General features: G+C 71.7%; 11 protein-coding genes. 9 read left to right on the top strand and 2 right to left on the bottom strand.

What is annotated here, in order from left to right; genetic code table 11:
• The first annotated feature begins 252 nt into the window (after positions 1 to 252).
• The 5 genes from ACZ45E_RS15020 to ACZ45E_RS15000 are packed head-to-tail and all read left to right on the top strand — an operon-like array spanning position 253 to position 7815.
• Complete coding sequence (locus ACZ45E_RS15020; RefSeq protein ID WP_468220750.1) at positions 253 to 1593, top strand: sugar phosphate nucleotidyltransferase; 1341 nt, start codon at positions 253 to 255, stop codon at positions 1591 to 1593.
• Between the two features lie 28 nt (positions 1594 to 1621).
• Positions 1622 to 2335, top strand: a complete 714-nt coding sequence (locus ACZ45E_RS15015; RefSeq protein ID WP_468220747.1) for an SDR family oxidoreductase — start codon at positions 1622 to 1624, stop codon at positions 2333 to 2335.
• Positions 2332 to 4431, top strand: a complete 2100-nt coding sequence (gene glgX, locus ACZ45E_RS15010) for a glycogen debranching protein GlgX (RefSeq protein ID WP_468220745.1) — start codon at positions 2332 to 2334, stop codon at positions 4429 to 4431. Before ACZ45E_RS15015 ends, glgX begins: the two co-directional genes overlap by 4 nt.
• Positions 4428 to 6587 (top strand): AGE family epimerase/isomerase, encoded by a 2160-nt coding sequence (locus tag ACZ45E_RS15005; protein ID WP_468220744.1) that lies wholly within the window; start codon positions 4428 to 4430, stop codon positions 6585 to 6587. The genes glgX and ACZ45E_RS15005 overlap by 4 nt, the downstream gene beginning before the upstream one ends.
• A gap of 43 nt (positions 6588 to 6630) precedes the next feature.
• Complete coding sequence (locus tag ACZ45E_RS15000) at positions 6631 to 7815, top strand: IS701 family transposase (RefSeq protein ID WP_468220741.1); 1185 nt, start codon at positions 6631 to 6633, stop codon at positions 7813 to 7815.
• 79 nt (positions 7816 to 7894) lie between these two features.
• Here ACZ45E_RS15000 and ACZ45E_RS14995 read toward each other — a convergent pair whose 3' ends face one another.
• Positions 7895 to 9568 (bottom strand): ABC transporter family substrate-binding protein, encoded by a 1674-nt coding sequence (locus ACZ45E_RS14995; RefSeq protein WP_468220739.1) that lies wholly within the window; start codon positions 9566 to 9568, stop codon positions 7895 to 7897.
• A gap of 139 nt (positions 9569 to 9707) precedes the next feature.
• On the opposite strand from ACZ45E_RS14995, the gene ACZ45E_RS14990 reads away from it, so the two are divergent.
• From ACZ45E_RS14990 to ACZ45E_RS14980, 3 genes are read left to right on the top strand one after another with little or no spacing between them, the layout of a single operon-like run.
• Complete coding sequence (locus tag ACZ45E_RS14990; RefSeq protein ID WP_468220736.1) at positions 9708 to 10688, top strand: ABC transporter permease; 981 nt, start codon at positions 9708 to 9710, stop codon at positions 10686 to 10688.
• Positions 10685 to 11524 carry an ABC transporter permease gene (locus ACZ45E_RS14985; RefSeq protein WP_468220734.1) on the top strand — a complete coding sequence of 280 codons (840 nt, stop codon included), beginning with the start codon at positions 10685 to 10687 and terminating at the stop codon, positions 11522 to 11524. Before ACZ45E_RS14990 ends, ACZ45E_RS14985 begins: the two co-directional genes overlap by 4 nt.
• A complete protein-coding gene (locus ACZ45E_RS14980) occupies positions 11521 to 13662 on the top strand; it encodes a dipeptide ABC transporter ATP-binding protein (protein ID WP_468220732.1) in 2142 nt (713 codons plus the stop codon). Before ACZ45E_RS14985 ends, ACZ45E_RS14980 begins: the two co-directional genes overlap by 4 nt.
• Before the next feature lie 7 nt (positions 13663 to 13669).
• Here the strand turns inward: ACZ45E_RS14980 and glgA are convergent, their stop codons facing one another.
• Positions 13670 to 14893: a glycogen synthase gene (glgA, locus tag ACZ45E_RS14975; protein ID WP_468220729.1), complete on the bottom strand. Its 1224-nt coding sequence runs from the start codon at positions 14891 to 14893 to the stop codon at positions 13670 to 13672.
• 342 nt (positions 14894 to 15235) lie between these two features.
• On the opposite strand from glgA, the gene ACZ45E_RS14970 reads away from it, so the two are divergent.
• Positions 15236 to 16588: a helix-turn-helix domain-containing protein gene (locus tag ACZ45E_RS14970; protein WP_468220728.1), complete on the top strand. Its 1353-nt coding sequence runs from the start codon at positions 15236 to 15238 to the stop codon at positions 16586 to 16588.
• Positions 16589 to 16608 lie beyond the last annotated feature (20 nt).

Here is a 16608-nt window from a genome sequence, read left to right as displayed (position 1 = left end):
TTGTGTGGGTTTGACCGCGCTCCCACCTCCACCCACCCCCCCCCCCCCCCCCCCCCCCCCCGCCCCCCCCCCCCCCCCCCCCCCCCCCCCCCCCCCCCGGCCCTTTCGCATGCCCGCCGGAGGTCCCGCCGGAGGTCACATGACACGCCTGCACCGCCCTCAACCTGCGTATATGACAAGTCACTTGACTTCACATGACAGAGGTTGTTGAATCTCATTCATCGACAAGTCGGCCTGGAAGGCAGGACAGCGATGGGGTACGACAGCACAGTCGGCATCATCCTGGCCGGCGGCCGGGGGGAGAGGGCGAAGCCCATCACTCTGCAGTCCGCCGACTACATCCGCAGCAAGGCGCTCATCCCGTTCGCCGGCAGGCCTCTTATCGAATGGATCGTCGAGTCCTGCCGGGACCAAGGCATACGTCGCTTCTACGTGGTGGCCCAGGGGGTGGAGAACCGGAGTCAGATCAAGCTGGTGCTCGGACACGGCGAGCGCTACGGAGTGGAGATCGACTACTCGCGGGCCCGCTTCGACCCGTACAACGTGGGTTCCGGCGCGGCCACGCTGCACAACCTCGAACAGTGGAACCTGACCGGCACCGCACTCGTGCTGCCCGTCGACTCGCTGTTCGAGTTCTCCCTGGAGCGGCTGCTCGCCGCCCAGCGGGATGCCGACGCGGTGGTCACCGTGGCCGCCGTGCCCCGCACCCCGGAGGAGATCGCCGGCAAGTACGGCGTGATGCGCACCACCAGCGAACGTCTCGTCTGCGGCTTCCTGGAGAAGCCCCAACTGGCCGTTATCGAGCGGGAGTTCCCCGAGATCACCCAGTCGGGCGGCCCCCGCAGCCTGGCCACCAACGCCGGGATGTACCTCATCGACTGCGCCCGCCTGCGGCTCGCGGCGCGCACCCCCGAGCTCATCCGCCTCGCCCAGCAGCGCCTCGACTGGGGCAACGACCTGCTGCCCCGTCTCGTCGGCCTCGGCCACCCGGTGGCGGTCGACCCCATCGCCCGCCTCGGCGACCTCGGCAACATCCGCGACTACCTCGGCACCCTCGGCGACGCGCTCGGCGGCCTCTATCCACAGCTGGACCAGGCGCTCGGCAAACCGCTCAGCACGGACCCGCGCTACTGGATCCACGAGACCAGCCTGCGCTCCAAGGACCACGTCACCGGCACCACCCTGGCCCAGAAGATCGCCGAGGGCAGCGTCGTCATCGGCCCCGGTGTCCGCATCGGCCGGCACGTGGAGATCGGCACCGGGGTCCGGCTGCGCGCCACCGACGTCGGTGACGGCGTCGACCTGCACGAAGGGGTGCAGGTCGAGGGGAGCGTGCTCGGCGACTCGGCGGTCATCGGACCGTACGCGCAGATCAGCGACTCCTATGTGGGCCCCATGGTCCAGGTGCACTCCGACGTGCGCTCCCCGGTCCGCCTGGAGGCCCTGACCGCGGTGGGCGACGGCGCCCGCCTGTGGTCCGGGACCCGGCTCTCGGGCGTCAGCGTCTATCCGCGGCTGCGCGTCCCGACCGTCTCCGGCGTGCCCAGCGGCACCCAACTCACCAGCTCGGACGACATCTTGCAGTGGGTCTGAACCGGTCCCTCTCACCAGGAGACTTCCCGTGAACACTTCGATCGCCGTGATCGGCGGTACCGGCCGGGTCGGCCGGCTCGTCACCCGCAAGCTCCTCGACCGCGGTGAGTCGGTGCGCGTCGTCGGCCGCAGCGCCCGGCGCGCCCGGCACCACCTCCCGCCCCGCGCCCAGTTCTTCCTCGGCGACGTCCGCGAACCCGAGTCCCTGCCCGCCCCGCTGGAGGGCTGCTCAGCGGTCGTCTACACCGTGGAGCCGGGCACCGACACCACCGGGCCCGACAGCCCGCGCAGCACGCTGCACGCCGGCGTCCTCAACACCCTCGACGCGCTGCGCCGCGGCGAGTTCGGGCCCGCCCAGTTCATCCTGGTCAGCCAGCGCCATGTGACGCGCAGGGACCACCCGATGAACGCGTACGGCCGGATGCTGGACTGGCGGCTGGCCGGGGAGAACGCGGTCCGCGCCTCCGGGCACCCCTACACCGTCATCCGCCCGGGCTGGCTCACCGACCGCACCGAGCTCGCCGACGACGGCCGGGTCCACCTGGAACAGGGCGACCGCAGGGACGGCTACGTCGCGCTCCAGGACGTCGCGGAGGCCTGTGTGCAGGCGCTGTACTGCCCGTCCGCGCAGGGGCTGACCTTCGAGATGCGGGGCGGCGCGGGCAGCCCGCCGCACGACTGGGAGCAGCTCTTCGCCGGACTGCGGGCCGACGAGCCCACCGGAGAACGGGCCGTCGCATGAGCGCGGAGATCTCCACCGGACGCCCCCAGCCGCTGGGGTCCACCGTCGTCGACGGTGGGGTCAACTTCTCCGTCTTCTCGGAGCACGCCACCCGCGTGGACCTGCTGCTCTTCGACCGCTGCGACGATCCGCACCCCTCGCGCACCATCGAGCTCCACCCGGACCGGCACCGCAGCTTCCACTTCTGGCACTGCCACGTGGCCGGCATCGGGGCCGGGCAGGTCTACGCGTACCGGATGGACGGGCCGCGCGACACCAGCAGATCGGGGTCGCGCTTCGACCACCGCAAGGTGCTGCTCGACCCGTACGCCCGGGCCAACATCAACTCCCGCTGGAACCGGACCCTCGCCATCGGCGCGGCCGACAACGTACAGACGTGCATGCGCAGCCTGGTCGTCGACCTGGACGACTACGACTGGGAGGGCGACCAGCCGCTGCGCACGCCCATCGAGGACACGGTCATCTACGAGATGCACGTGCGGGGCGCCACCGCGTCACCGACCTCGCACGCGGAGAGCCCCGGCACCTTCTCCGCGGTGATCGAGAAGATCCCGCACCTGCGAGAGCTGGGCATCACCGCGGTCGAGCTGCTCCCCGTCTTCGACTTCGACGAGACGCAGGTGCTGCGCACGGGGCCGGACGGCGAGCCGCTGCACAACTACTGGGGCTACGACCCGTACGGCTTCTTCGCGCCGCACACCGGCTTCTGCACGTCGCCGCATCTGAACACGCACATCGCCGAGTTCAGGGACATGGTGAAGGCGTTCCACCGAGCGGGCATCGAGGTGATCCTCGACGTCGTCTTCAACCACACCAGCGAGGGCAACGAGTTCGGTCCGACGATCAGCTTCCGCGGCCAGGCCAACGAGGCGTACTACCACCTGTGGCCGCAGGACCGCGGCCACTACATGGACTTCACCGGCTGCGGCAACGCGGTCAACGCCAACCACCCCTTCGTCGCCAAGTTCATCGTCGAGTCCCTGGAGTACTGGGTCACCGAGCACCACGTCGACGGCTTCCGCTTCGACCTGGCCTCCGAGCTCTCGCGCGGCGACCAGGGGTACGAGATGGCGGTGCCGCCCGTCCTGTGGGCGATCGAGCTGTCCAAGGTGCTCGCCGAGACGAAGATCATCGCCGAGCCGTGGGACGGCGGCGGCCTCTACCAGGTCGGCCGGTTCCCCGGGAAGCGCTGGGCCCAGTGGAACGGCCCGTTCCGTGATGACGTACGGCGGTTCGTGCGCGGCGACGCCGGCGTGGTCGGCGACCTCGCCAAGCGGCTCGGCGGCTCGGAGGACCTGTTCGGGCCGCAGAAGGAGCTGCCCACCAACAGCATCAACTTCATCACCTGCCACGACGGCTTCACCCTCAACGACCTGGTGAGCTACGACCACAAGCACAACTACGCCAACGGTGAGGCAAACGCCGACGGGGCCGACCAGAACTTCAGCTGGAACTGCGGCGCCGAGGGCCCGAGCGACGACCCCGCGGTCGAGCGGCTGCGTGTCCGCCAGATCAAGAACCTGCTCTCCGTCCTGATGCTCAGCAGGGGCGTGCCGATGCTGCTCGCCGGCGACGAGTTCCGCAACACCCAGGGAGGCAACAACAACGCGTACTGCCAGGACAACGCGGTGTCCTGGCTCGACTGGGACCAGGCCGCGAAGGAACAGGAGACCTTCTCCTTCACCAGACGTCTGATCGAACTGCGCCGCCGCTACCGCACCTTCCGCGAGCCCCACTTCTTCTCCGGGCGCCTCAACGAACGGCAGCTGCCGGATGTGACCTGGCACGGCACGCGCCTGGAGCAACCCGGCTGGGACGACCCCCACGCCCGCGTCCTGGCCTGCACGCTCGGCGGCTTCGACGGCGACCCCGACCTGCACCTGCTCCTCAACATGTACCACCTGGGCCTCGACTTCGAGCTGCCGCGCATCAGCGGGCACCGCTGGCACCGCGTCCTCGACACGTCACGGGCGGGGCCGAACGACCTTCTTTCCGCCGGACAGGAAGAGCTGATCGACCACCACACCTTCCACACCCACGGCCGCAGCGTCGTGCTGCTCGCGGCCCTGCCTGAATCGAAGGACACCCCCCGATGAGCGTCTCCGCCGAACGCCGCACGTTCTCCGACACCCTCGCGGGCTACGTCACCTACTTCAGCCCCGCGCAGCGCCGCTTCGGCCTGCGCACCTCCGACGACCGGGAGTTCACCGTCCACCTGCCGAGGAACGTCTCCTCGCGCATCGTCCGCAACCTCGGCGACCCCTACCGCGACACCACGGCCGCCACCCTCGACATGCTCGCCGAGGGCCGCTATGTGTTCGTGTACGGCATCTGCTACGCCTGGCAGGACGGCGAGCGGTTCGAGGCGAAGGAGATCACCTTCCCCGAGGAGCACCGCGGCGCCTACGTCTTCGAGCACCCGGCCTGGTGGGTCCAGCAGGCCGCCGCCGTCGCCGACTTCTACCTGCGGGGACACTTCCCCGACGGCAAGTACGACTGGCAGAACTTCCGCACCCAGCTGACCCTGCACGGCACGCATCTGCCGGACTTCGACGGCGTCGACGTGCGCCAGGAGACCGACACCATCTCGCGGCTCGTGTACGGCCTGTCGACGGCGTACCTGCTGACCGGCGAGGACCGGTTCCTGGAGGCCGCCGAGTCGGGCACCGAGTATCTGCGCGAGCACATGCGGGTCGCCGACGACCAGGACGGGATCGTCTACTGGTACCACGGCATCGACGTCACCCCGACCGGCCAGCGCAAGGTACTGGCCTCGGAGTTCGGCGACGACTTCGACGCGATCCCGATGTACGAGCAGATCTACGCGCTGGCCGGCCCCACCCAGACGTACCGGATCACCGGTGACCCGCGGATCCTCGACGACATCGACCGGACGATCGCCCTGTTCGAGCGGTACTTCAGGGACCCCGAGCACGGCGGGTTCTTCTCGCACCTGGACCCGATCACGCTCGACCCGAACGCGGACGCGCTCGGCCCCAACCGGTCCCGCAAGAACTGGAACTCGGTGGGCGACCACGCACCCGCGTACCTGATCAACGCCTTCCTGGCCACCGGGCGCGAGGACTTCGCGCGGCTCCTGGAGGAGACCGCGGACACCATCGTCCAGCGCTTCCCCGACGAGCCGAACTCGCCCTTCGTGCAGGAGCGGTTCCACAGCGACTGGGCCCCGGACCGCACCTGGGGCTGGCAGCAGGACCGGGCCGTCGTGGGGCACAACCTGAAGATCGCCTGGAACCTGACCCGGATCGGGTCGCTGGTGGACAAGGACGGCTACGGCGCGCTGGCCGAGCGGATCGGCGAGATCATGCCCGCCGTCGGCAGCGACCAGCTGCGCGGCGGCTGGTACGACGTGGTGGAGCGCGTCGCCGACCCGGACAGCGGGCTGCACCGGATGGTGTGGCACGACCGCAAGGCCTGGTGGCAGCAGGAGCAGGCGATACTCGCCTACCTGATCCTGGCCGGCACCACGAGCGACCCGGAGCAGCTGCGCCTCGCGCGTGAGGCGGCCTCGTTCTACAACGCCTTCTTCCTCGACTACGACGACGGCGGCGTCTACTTCAACGTCCTGGCCAACGGCATCCCCTACCTGCTCGGCACCGAGCGGCTCAAGGGCAGCCACGCCATGGCCGGCTACCACGCCCTCGAACTGTGCTACCTGGCCGCCGTCTACACCGGCCTGCTCATCAGCAACGACACCCTCACCCTGCACTTCCGGCCGCGCCCCGACGACCTGCCCGACCGCACGCTGCGGGTCGCGCCGGACCTGCTGCCGGCCGGTTCGGTGGAGCTGACCCGGGTGTGGGTGGACGGGCGCCCCTTCCACCACTTCGAGCCCAAGGAGCTGACCGTACGGCTGCCGGCGGGCGACGAACCGGTGCGGGTACGTGTCGAGCTGGAACCGGCCCAGCTGCGCCTTCGGATGCGCACCGAGTTCGACGGCGGCACCGCGCACGTGCGGTGCGACGGCGTCATCGACACCACGGAGCTGGAGAAGTTCCGGCGCGTTCTGTCCGAGGTGATGGCGGCGGAGCCGCGGCGGGTGGAGTTCCATCTGTGCCAGGTCACCTCGATGGGCCGGCCCGCGATCAACGAACTCCTCTTCCAGCGCACCAAGGCCGGCCTCGACGTGGACTTCGTCATCGTCGGCTGCGCGCTGCCCGACGTCGCGGACGCGCTGCTCGCCACCGACGCCTTCCTCCTGGAGGGCGGGGACGCGTGCGCACATGACTGAACCCCTGCACCAGTTACCCGTTCCACACCTTCCCGGGGGCACCGTGTCCACCCTGACGACCCTCTCCAGCGAACTCTCCTTCTCGGCGTACTGCCAGGACCTGTTCCGCGAGCTGGCCCGCTCCGACCAGCGGCGGTGGGCCGAGGTCTATCTGCGCGGGCTGCTCGACGTGCCGGGGCGCAAGACACCGACCCGGATCTCCGAGCACGTGCTCGGGCGGCGGGCGGTGCAGCAGCTCCAGCAGTTCGTGCACCAGAGCCCGTGGGACTGCGGCCCGGTGCGGCGGCAGACGGCCGTGAGGACGGCCGGCACCTTCGACATCGACGCCTGGTCGGTGGACGAGGTCGTCTTCGCCAAGAACGGCGACCGATCGGTGGGTGTGGCCCGCCAGTACGCGCCCTCACAGGAACGCACCGTCAACTGCCAGCTCGCCTGCGCGGTCTCCCTGGTGGGGTCCGGCGGCGGCGTCCCGGTCAACTGGCGCCTGCTGCTGCCGCCCCGCTGGGACCGCGACGAGCAGTTGCGCGAGGGCGCCCACGTCCCCGCGGACGAGCAGTCCCGGCCGCGCTGGCAGTACGTTCTGCAAGCGCTGGACGAGATGACCGAGGAGTGGCAGCTCGATCCGCGTCCGGTGCTCGCGGACTGGCGGCACGAGAACGAGACCGAGCCGCTGCTGCGCGGTCTGGAGGCGCGGGGCCTCGGCTACCTCGTCGAGGTGTCGCCCCGCACCGCCGTCACCATGCCCAGGCCGCACTCGGCGCTGCCCGCGGTGCGCGGCACGGTCGCCGACCTCGCCGCACACGTGGCGCGGCGCGGCGAGCGGACCCCGGTCGGCTGGTACGACCCGGTCACCGAACGCCGGCACCGTTCGCAGTTCCTGTCCACCCCGGTGCTGCTGTCCTCACCCGGCGCGGCACAGGTGCAGCGGGTGAGCCCCCGGCACCTCGTCACGGACTGGCCGTTCGGCAGGCCCGAGCCGCGGGCGTACTGGCTGACGAACCTGCCGGCGCGCCGGATCGCCGAGGCGCTCCCGCTGGCGCAGCTGCGCTCGTCGGCCGGTGAGGGGCTGCGGCGGCTGCACGAGGATTTCGGGCTCGGTGACTTCGAGGGCCGCTCGTTCCGCGGCTGGCACCACCACGTCACCCTGGCGTCGGCGGCGCTCGGCTTCGACGCCCTGCGCAGCGCGGTGCCGCGCGAGGTACGTGTGCTGAGCGGCGCGGGGGCCTGACCGTGACCGGTGCGCCCGTCCGGGGATCCGTCCCGGGCGGGCGCACCGCTGTGCCGGTAAAACCTGTGAAAGGGGCGCGTCAGCCCTTCTTCCAGCCCACCTTCGTCCAGTCGAGGTCGCCGAGGCCGGGGACGCCGTAGTTGGCGAGGTTCTTGCGGACGGCCATCATCTGCGGGCGCTGGTACAGCTCGACGTCGTGGCCGATGCGCCAGATCTCGGCGTCGGCCCGGTTGTAGAGGGCGGTGGCCCGCTTCTGGTCGAGGGTGCCCTGGGCCTCGCGCAGGAGCCGGTCGACCGTCGCGTCGCCGATCCGGCCGTAGTTCAGCAGCGAGCCCTTGCCGCTCGGCCGCTGGTAGACGGAGACGACCGAGCCGGGGTACGTCATCCCGACGAACCGGAAGATGGCCAGGTCGAAGTTGCCCTGGTTGAGGTAGCGCGAGCCGTAGTCGTTCGGGGGCACCTTCACGATGTCGATCTCGATGCCGACCTGCCGCAGCATCTCCTGGATCAGCTGGGACAGGTCGAGGCCGAGCCGGTTGGTGGCGGAGCTGATGACGAAGCGCAGCTTCAGCTCGCGGCCGTTCCTGGTACGCGGTCCGCCGTCGCCCCGGGCCCGCCAGCCCGCCTCGTCGAGCAGCCGGCGTGCGGCGTCCGGGTCGTAGCTGCCGTAGGGGGCGGAGTGGTCGGCGTATCCGGGCTGGTTGGTCATGAAGATGTGGTTGCCGAGCAGCGGGACGCTGACCGGCAGCCCTTTGGCGGCGACGTCCGCCAACGCCCGGCGGTCGACCGCCTGTTGGACGGCGCGGCGGACCTCCGGGCTCATCAGGGGGCCGCGGGCGCCGTTCAGTGCGACGTGCACCTCGTCCCAGGAGGACCCGGTCCGGATCTCGCTGTCCTCGGCGCCCTTCAGCTGGGCGTAGTCCTCGGTGTTCGCGGCGTTGACGGCGTCGAGCTCGCCGTTGCGGTAGGCCTGGAGCGCGGCGTCGGGCAGCAGGGTACGCAGCGTGATCCTGTCGAGGCGGGGCCGCTCCCCCCACCAGTGCGGGTCGCGCTCGGCGGTCACGGTCTGCGTGGTGCTGTCCACGGAGGAGATCCGGTACGGCCCCGCGCCGACCGGGACCTTGCCGACCCAGCCCTTGTCGAACTGGGCCGGGGTGGCGGTCGCCGATGCCGGGTAGAGCGGTGTGAACAGCCGCCGCCAGTCGGCGTAGGGGTCGCGGAAGACCACCTTCACCTCCCGCGCGTCCGCACCCTGGCGGACATCGGCGATGCGGTCGTAGCCCGCGGGGTCCCCGATGCGGTAGCGGTCGTCGCCCCGGCCGAGCGCCTTCCACTGGGCCGCGAAGTCCGCGACGCCGATGGGGGTCCCGTCCGACCAGCGGGCCTTCGGGTTGAGCCGGTAGGTGACGGTCTGCGGCGAGGTTGCGGTGACCGTGGCGGAGACGAGGTAGTCCGGATCCGGGTGCGGGACGCCCTTGGGGTCGCGCGCGAAGAGCATGGGCTCGGACAGGCTCGCGATCTGCCAGCCGTCGGTGGTGCCGCCGTCGACGTGGTTGTAGTTGAGCTGGAGGCTCCACGCGGTGAGCGGGAGCGTGAGCGTACCGCCGGTGCGGAGCCGGCCCGCCGGGGTGGTGCCGATGTCCTGGGCGCCGAACTCGGGGACCGCCGCGGGCCGGTGGTGCGAAGCCGTCGCGCCGGCTCCGGTGCACCCCGCGAGCACAGCCAGCAGACACGCCGCCGCGGCGCGACCCACTCTGCGTAAGCCAGACACGTGACCCTCCCGATATGCCGTCACCGAAGTGAACTGATGTGTGAAGGAACGGAGTTGAAAGTAACATTGGCATGTATCGACCTCATGAACGTCACCCGCCGCGCACTCAGCGAGGAAGTACATGACCGGCCACACGCTCCGGCACGTCGCCCGTGGTGTGCTCCTCCTCCTCGTCTCGGCGCTGTTCGCGTACGTCGTCGCGTCCAAGGCCCTCGATCCGCGCGCCTACTTCGAGAACCGCGCCCCCCGGCCGCCCGCGGCGGCCGTCGATCACGAACTCGCCGCGCTCGGGCTCGACGACCGCCGCCCGGTCCTCGCCCGGTTCGGGCACTGGGCGTGGCGGGCCCTCCACGGGGATCTGGGGCGCACGCTCGACGGGACGTCGGTGACCGCGGAGTTCGGGCGCCGGGTGGGCGTGTCGGTGCGGCTGCTGACCGTCGGCACCGTCGCCGGTACGGGGCTCGGGGTGCTCGCCGGGGCGTGGGCCGCGGTGCGCGGGGGCCGGCTGCCGGACCGGGCCATGACCGTGTTCTCCTTCCTCGTCCTGTCGGTGCCGACGTTCGTGCTCGCGCTGCTCCTCAAGGACGGCGCGCTCGCCCTCAACCACGGCGTCGGACACACCGTGATCCGGTACACGGGCGAGTCCACACCCGGCAGCGGCGGCGGCCTCATCGACCGGCTCGGTGACCGGGCGGTCCACCTGGTCCTGCCGACGGCCACGGTGGCACTCGGCTCGATCGCCTCCTACAGCCGCTACCAGCGCGCCGCGACGCTCGACGTCCTGAACGCGGACCATCTGCGGACGGCGCAGGCCAAGGGGCTGACCCCGGGCCGGGCGCTGCTCCGGCACGGGCTGCGGATCTCCCTCGTCCCGATGACCACGTTCTTCTCGTTCGGCTTCCTGACGGTCCTCACCGGCTCCGTCTTCGCGGAACAGATCTTCGGCTGGCCGGGCATGGGCAGCTGGTTCCTGGAGGCCGCGCAGAAGGGTGACGTCAACTCGGTGACAGCGGTCAGCCTCTTCACGGCCGCGGCCGTGATCCTCGCGGGCCTGGTGGCGGACGCCCTGCTGCTCGTCCTGGACCCCCGGGTACGCGGATGACGGCGCCGCACGCCCTGCCGCGCTCACCGGCCGCGCTGCTCGGCCTCGCGCTCCTCGCGCTGCTGTTCGTGTACGCGTTCGCCGGCCCCCGCGTCTCCGCGTGGTCCGGCACCGACGTCGACTACGCGGCGCTGAGCGCGCCGCCGGACGGACGGCACTGGTTCGGCACCAACCGGATCGGCCAGGACGTGTTCGCGCAGACGGCGCGCGGGCTGCAGAAGTCGCTCCTGATCGGCCTGCTCGTCGCGGTCGCCGGCACGGTGTGCGCCGCGGTCGTCGGGACCTGCGCGGGCTTCTTCGGCGGCTGGACGGACCGCGCGCTGACGTTCCTCGTCGATCTGCTCCTGGTGGTGCCCGGCTTCCTGGTGCTCGTCGTCGTGGCGCCGTCGCTGCGGGACACGGGCTGGCCCGCGTACGCCGCGCTGCTGGCCGCGCTCGGCTGGATGGTGACGGCGCGGGCGGTGCGCGCGACGGCCCTGGCCCTGCGCGAGCGCCCGTACGTGACGGCGGCCCGTACCATGGGCGTGCGTCCGCTGCGCATCGCCCGCCGCCATCTGCTGCCGCACATGGCCTCGTTCCTCATCGCGCACGCGACGATCTCCGTGGCGGCGGCCGTGATCGGTGAGACGAGCCTGTCGTACTTCGGGTTCGGGGTGCAGCCGCCCGATGTCTCCCTGGGCACGCTCATCGCGGACAGCACGGGCGTGGCCCTGACCTACCCGTGGATGTTCTTCTTCCCGACCGGCATGCTGCTGTGCTTCGTGCTCGCCGTGAACCTGGTCGGCGAGGCGCTGCGCGGACGGCTCGACCCCGTGGCCGCGGAGGTGCCCGCGTGAGCGAGGCGGTGCTCCAGGTCCGCGGCCTGCGAGTGGGGTTCGGCCCCCACCGCCCGGCCGTCCGCGGTGTGGACCTGACGCTGCGGCGGGGCGAGGTGCTCGGCCTGGTCGGCGAGTCCGGCGCGGGCAAGACGCTCACGGCGCTGGCCCTGCTCGGTCTCCCGCCGCGCGGGGCCATGGTGTCCGGCTCGGTCCGGCTGTCCGGCACGGAGCTGACGGATCTGCCGGTCCGCGAACTCGCCCGGCTGCGCGGCAACCGCATCGCCATGGTCTTCCAGGACCCCTCGGCGGCGTTCACCCCGGTCCACCGGATCGGCGACCAGCTGGCCGAGGCCCTCCGTATCCACCAGCGGGGAACGGCACGGCGGTCGGCGCGGGCCAGGGCCCGCGACCTGCTCGCGGAGACCGGTGTCCCGGAACCTGACCGGGTGGCCCGCGCCTACCCCCACCAGCTCTCGGGCGGGCTGCTCCAGCGCGCGATGATCGCCATGGCCACGGCCAACCGCCCCGACGTGATCGTGGCGGACGAACCGACCAGCGCCCTGGACGTGACCGTACGCACCCAGGTCCTGGCCGCTCTGGAGCGCGCCCGGGCGGCGGCGGACGCGGCCCTGCTCCTGGTCACGCACGACCTCGGCGCGGTGGCCCACGCGACGGACCGGGTGGCGGTGATGTACGCGGGCCGCATCGTGGAGACGGGCCCGACGGACGCCGTGTTCACGAGCCCCCGCATGCCCTACACGGCGGGCCTGCTGGCGGCGTCCCCGCGCCTGGACCACGCCCACCCCCTGACCCAGGTCCCGGGCACGCCGCCCGCCCCGGACGCCCTGCCTGCGGGCTGTGCCTTCGCCCCGCGCTGCCCGAGCGCGACCCCCGAATGCGCCGTGTCGGCGCCCGAGTTGCGTCCCACAGGGGCGCGGGGAGCGGTGCCACCGGTCACGGGCGGCCCGAACCCGCCACCGAGCACCACACCACCGACGGCGAAGAGGGGGACGACCGCGCCCCCTCACGAGGTGGCCTGCTGGAACGGGCGCCCCCCAGCGATCACGGCCCCCTTGTTCCCCCTCACACCTGTGCCCGCACCCCGCCCCGCGGCCCCCGCCACGGCCTTGCGCGTCTCGGCGCTGAGAGCCACTTACCCGGCGGGCCGTCGCAGGCACCGGCACGTCGCGGTCCAGGACGCCCACCTGACCGTCCGGCGGGGCGAGACCGTCGCGCTGGTCGGTGAGTCCGGTGCCGGCAAGTCGACGACACTCGCCCGCGTCCTCGCCCTCACCGCACCGGAGGCGGGCCGCGTCGAGGTCCTCGGCCAGGACACGGCCGCCCTCTCCCGCGCCGGCCTCCGCCACCTGCGCGGCCGCGTCGGGTTCGTGCCGCAGCACCCGGCGGCGAGCCTGGACCCGCGGATGACGGTCGGCGAGATACTCGCCGAGCCGCTGGAGGCGCAGCGCACGCCACGCGCCGAGATCGCCGCCCGGCTGCCGGAGCTGCTGGCCCAGGTGGAGCTGGAGCCGGGCGCCGCCGCCCGACACCCGCACGCCTTCTCCGGCGGCCAGCTCCAGCGGATCGCGCTGGCCCGCGCGCTGGCCGTACGCCCGGATCTGCTGCTGCTCGACGAGCCGGTCTCCGCGCTCGACGTGTCCCTGCAAGCGGGGGTCCTGGACCTGCTGCGCCGTCTGACGGCCCGCCCGGAGGGGCCCGCCTGTCTCGTGGTCTCGCACGACCTGCCCGTCGTGCGGCAGATCGCGCGGCGGGTGGTGGTGATGTACGCGGGCCGCACCGTGGAGTCCGGCGCGGTGGACGACGTCTTCGGCCGGCCCCGGCACCCGTACACCCGCACGCTGCTGTCGTCGGTGCTGCTGCCGGAGCCCGGAGCGGCCCGCCGCGTCCGCGAACCGCTGCCACCGCTCCCCGGTGTCGGCGGCCCCGGGTGTGCGTTCCGGGCCCGTTGCCCGGTCTACCGCCGACTGGAGGCAGCCGACCGGTTGTTGTGCGACGAGGAAGCACTGACCGCCTCCGAGAGCCAGGTGCTCTGCCACTTCCCGTACACCGGCCCGACGGACGCGGCGGACCCGACGGACAGCGGGATGCCCCTCCGAGGCCGCGAGACCTCGAAGGGGCATCCCTTTGCTCACTGACGTGCGCTCACCGCAGCGACACGGCGGTCTCGTAGACCTCCATGGTGCGCTCGGCGGCGCGGTCCCACGAGAAGTCGCTCACCGCACGCTCCCGCCCGGCCACGCCCATCTTCGCGGCGCGTTCGGGTGCGTCGAGCAACTCACCGATGGCCGAGCCGAGTTCGCGGGCGAACCGCTCGGGGTCGGCCGGCTCGCCCGAGGCGTCGGTGCCCGCCTCGAACGGCACCAGCGTGCCGGTCTCACCGTCGGCGACGACCTCGGGGATGCCCCCGACGGCCGAGGCCACGACCGGCGTCTCGCAGGCCATCGCCTCCAGGTTGACGATGCCCATCGGCTCGTACACCGACGGGCACACGAACACGGCCGCTTGCGTGAGCAGTTGACGCACGGTCGGCGTGTCCAGCATCCCGTCGATGCGGAACACTCCCTCCCGTACGGTGCGCAGTTCCTCGACGAGCGCCGCCACCTCGGCGGCGATCTCCGGCGTGTCCGGCTGCCCGCAGCAGAGCACGAGCTGGACGCCGGGTGGCAGGGCGAACGCCGCGCGCAGCAGGTGCGGCAGCCCCTTCTGCCGGGTGACACGGCCGACGAAGAGCACGTACGGCCGGCCGGGGTCGATCCCGAAGCGGCGCAGCGCTGCCGCGTCGGGGTCGGGGCGGTAGACATCGGGGTCGATGCCGTTGTGGATCACCCGCACCCGTTCCGGCGCCACCTGCGGATAGACCCGCAGGACGTCCTCCCGCATCGCCGCAGACACGGCGACGACCTGGTCCGCGGAGCCGACGGCCGTGCGCTCCATCCAGCTCGACAGCGCATAACCGCCTCCCAGCTGTTCGGCCTTCCACGGACGCAGTGGTTCCAGGCTGTGCACCGTCATGACGTGGGCCGCCCCGTGCAGTTCCCGGGCGAGGTGGCCGGCCATGTTGGCGTACCAGGTGTGACTGTGCACGACTCCCGCGCCCGCACAGTCCCGCGCCATGGCCAGGTCCGCCCCGAGGAACCCCAGCGCGGCGTCCGCGCCGGCGATCTCGGGGTCGGGCAGGTAGGCCGTGACGCCCTTCTCCTGCCTGGGCTCCCCCAGGCAGCGCACTCGTACGTCCGTGAGCCGCCGCAGGGCGCGGGACAGCTCGGTGACATGGACCCCCGCTCCGCCGTAGACCTCCGGCGGGTATTCGCGGGTGAGGACGTCCACGCGGATCGGCGACCGCCGGTCAGCAGCAGATTCCACCATCGGCCCCCACACTGACCTGGTCACGCTTCCCGGTGTCCGTCGACTCGACGCCGAACGCCAGGACCGCACCCCCTCCCAGGCAAAGGATCAAGAAGAGTACGCACAAGGCCCTCCCCATCAAAAACCCCCCTGTTGTCGCAACTGCTTCGCGATTTGACTATGTCAGTCAAGTTCGTATGACTTATCGAGTCAAGCAATAACTTAGTAAACCCCAGAGGCCAGTTCGAATTGTGGGCGGACTACCTCTGGTAACTAAAGGCCACAGGCCCCATAGGCGACGTAGCGTCATGCTGGTAACTTTGAGTTGTCACGCAACCTGTCATGCACTCCGAAAGGGGTCTCATGGACCACAACAAGGCGGAGCCGGGCAGCGACCTCGGGGCACGCGTCAAGGCTCTGCGGACGGCGCACCGGCTCAAGCAGCAGGACCTGGCCTCCGCCGAGGCGTCGACGAGCTACATCTCGTTGATCGAGTCGGGCAAGCGCGCGCCGTCCAGGTCGGTCCTCGCCGGCATCGCCGAGAAGCTGGGCACTTCCCCGGACTACCTGCTGACCGGCAGGGAGGAACAGCGCGCGGAGGAGGCGCGGCTCAAGTTGGCCTTCGCCGAGATGGCCCTGCGCAACGGCGACAACGGCGAGGCGCTCCAGTCCTTCAGCGAACTTCTGTCGGCCCGCTCGGACCTCGACGACGCCATGGTGCGGCGCGCCCGCATCGGCCAGGCCGCGGCCCTGGAGAAGACCGGCCATCTCGAGGCCGCCATCTCCCTGCTCGACGAACTGCACGGCGAGCCGGGCATCGCGGTCGGTTCGGACGACTGGTGCCACGTCGCGATCTCCCTGTGTCGCTGCTACCGCAACGCCGGTGACCTCGCACTGAGCGTGGAGATAGGCGAACAGGCGTTGGCACGGCTGGACGAGCTCGGTCTCGAGACGACGGTGGACCACGTGCAGCTGGGCGTCACCCTGATGGGCACCTACTCCGCGCGGGGCGACCTGACCCGTGCCCAGCTGCTCGGGGAGCGGCTGCTGCGCGCCGCCGACCAGCAGGGCTCCCACGCCGCGCGGGGGGCCGTGTACTGGAACGCCGGACTCGTCGCCAGCTCCCGGGGCCAGTTGCGCGAGGCGATCGCGCTGACGGAGCGGGCGCTGACCATGATGTCCGAGGGCGACAATCTGCGGCACACGGCGCTGCTGCGGATGAACTACGGCATGCTGCTGCTGGACCTGACGCCGCCCCGCCCGGACGAGGCGTTGCAGTCGCTGACGGCCGCGCAGCAGCAGCTGGCCGAGGTGGGGACGACCGACGACCTGACCCGCTGCGAGATCAACCTCGCCAAGGCCGAGAAGTACCTCGGCCGCTGGGAGACCGCCGCGGCCCACGCCGAGCGCGCTCTGGGCCTTGTGGGCACCGGCGGCCGCACCCTGTCCGCCTCGGCGCGCACGCAACTCGCCGACATCGCCTTCCTACGGGATACGCCGCAGGACGGGGAGGCCCATCTGCGGGCGGCGGCGCGGCAGTTGCGGCACCTGCCGGCCTCGCGGCACTCCGCCGAGATCTGGCGCCACGTCGGCGACCTCTGGCTCCGGCACGGCGACCAGGGCGAGGCGCTCAAGGCCTACGACATGGCCCTGTCCGCCGCGGGCATGGCCCCGAACCGTGTCCCCGACCCCGTCCTCACCGACCACCAGAACTGACCCCCCACCCCCTCCCCCCA

This window comes from Streptomyces sp. NPDC030991 (assembly GCF_055571235.1).
This window is presented reverse-complemented; position numbering and strand designations above follow the sequence as displayed.

Bases quoted from the DNA above. Each gene is read 5' to 3' on its own strand.
- ACZ45E_RS15020 (WP_468220750.1), top strand. From the start codon at position 253: ATGGGGTACGACAGCACAGTCGGCATCATCCTGGCCGGCGGCCGGGGG.
- glgX (WP_468220745.1), top strand. From the start codon at position 2,332: ATGAGCGCGGAGATCTCCACCGGACGCCCCCAGCCGCTGGGGTCCACC.
- ACZ45E_RS15005 (WP_468220744.1), top strand. From the start codon at position 4,428: ATGAGCGTCTCCGCCGAACGCCGCACGTTCTCCGACACCCTCGCGGGC.
- ACZ45E_RS14990 (WP_468220736.1), top strand. From the start codon at position 9,708: ATGACCGGCCACACGCTCCGGCACGTCGCCCGTGGTGTGCTCCTCCTC.
- ACZ45E_RS14985 (WP_468220734.1), top strand. From the start codon at position 10,685: ATGACGGCGCCGCACGCCCTGCCGCGCTCACCGGCCGCGCTGCTCGGC.
- glgA (WP_468220729.1), bottom strand. From the start codon at position 14,893: ATGGTGGAATCTGCTGCTGACCGGCGGTCGCCGATCCGCGTGGACGTC.
- ACZ45E_RS14970 (WP_468220728.1), top strand. From the start codon at position 15,236: ATGGACCACAACAAGGCGGAGCCGGGCAGCGACCTCGGGGCACGCGTC.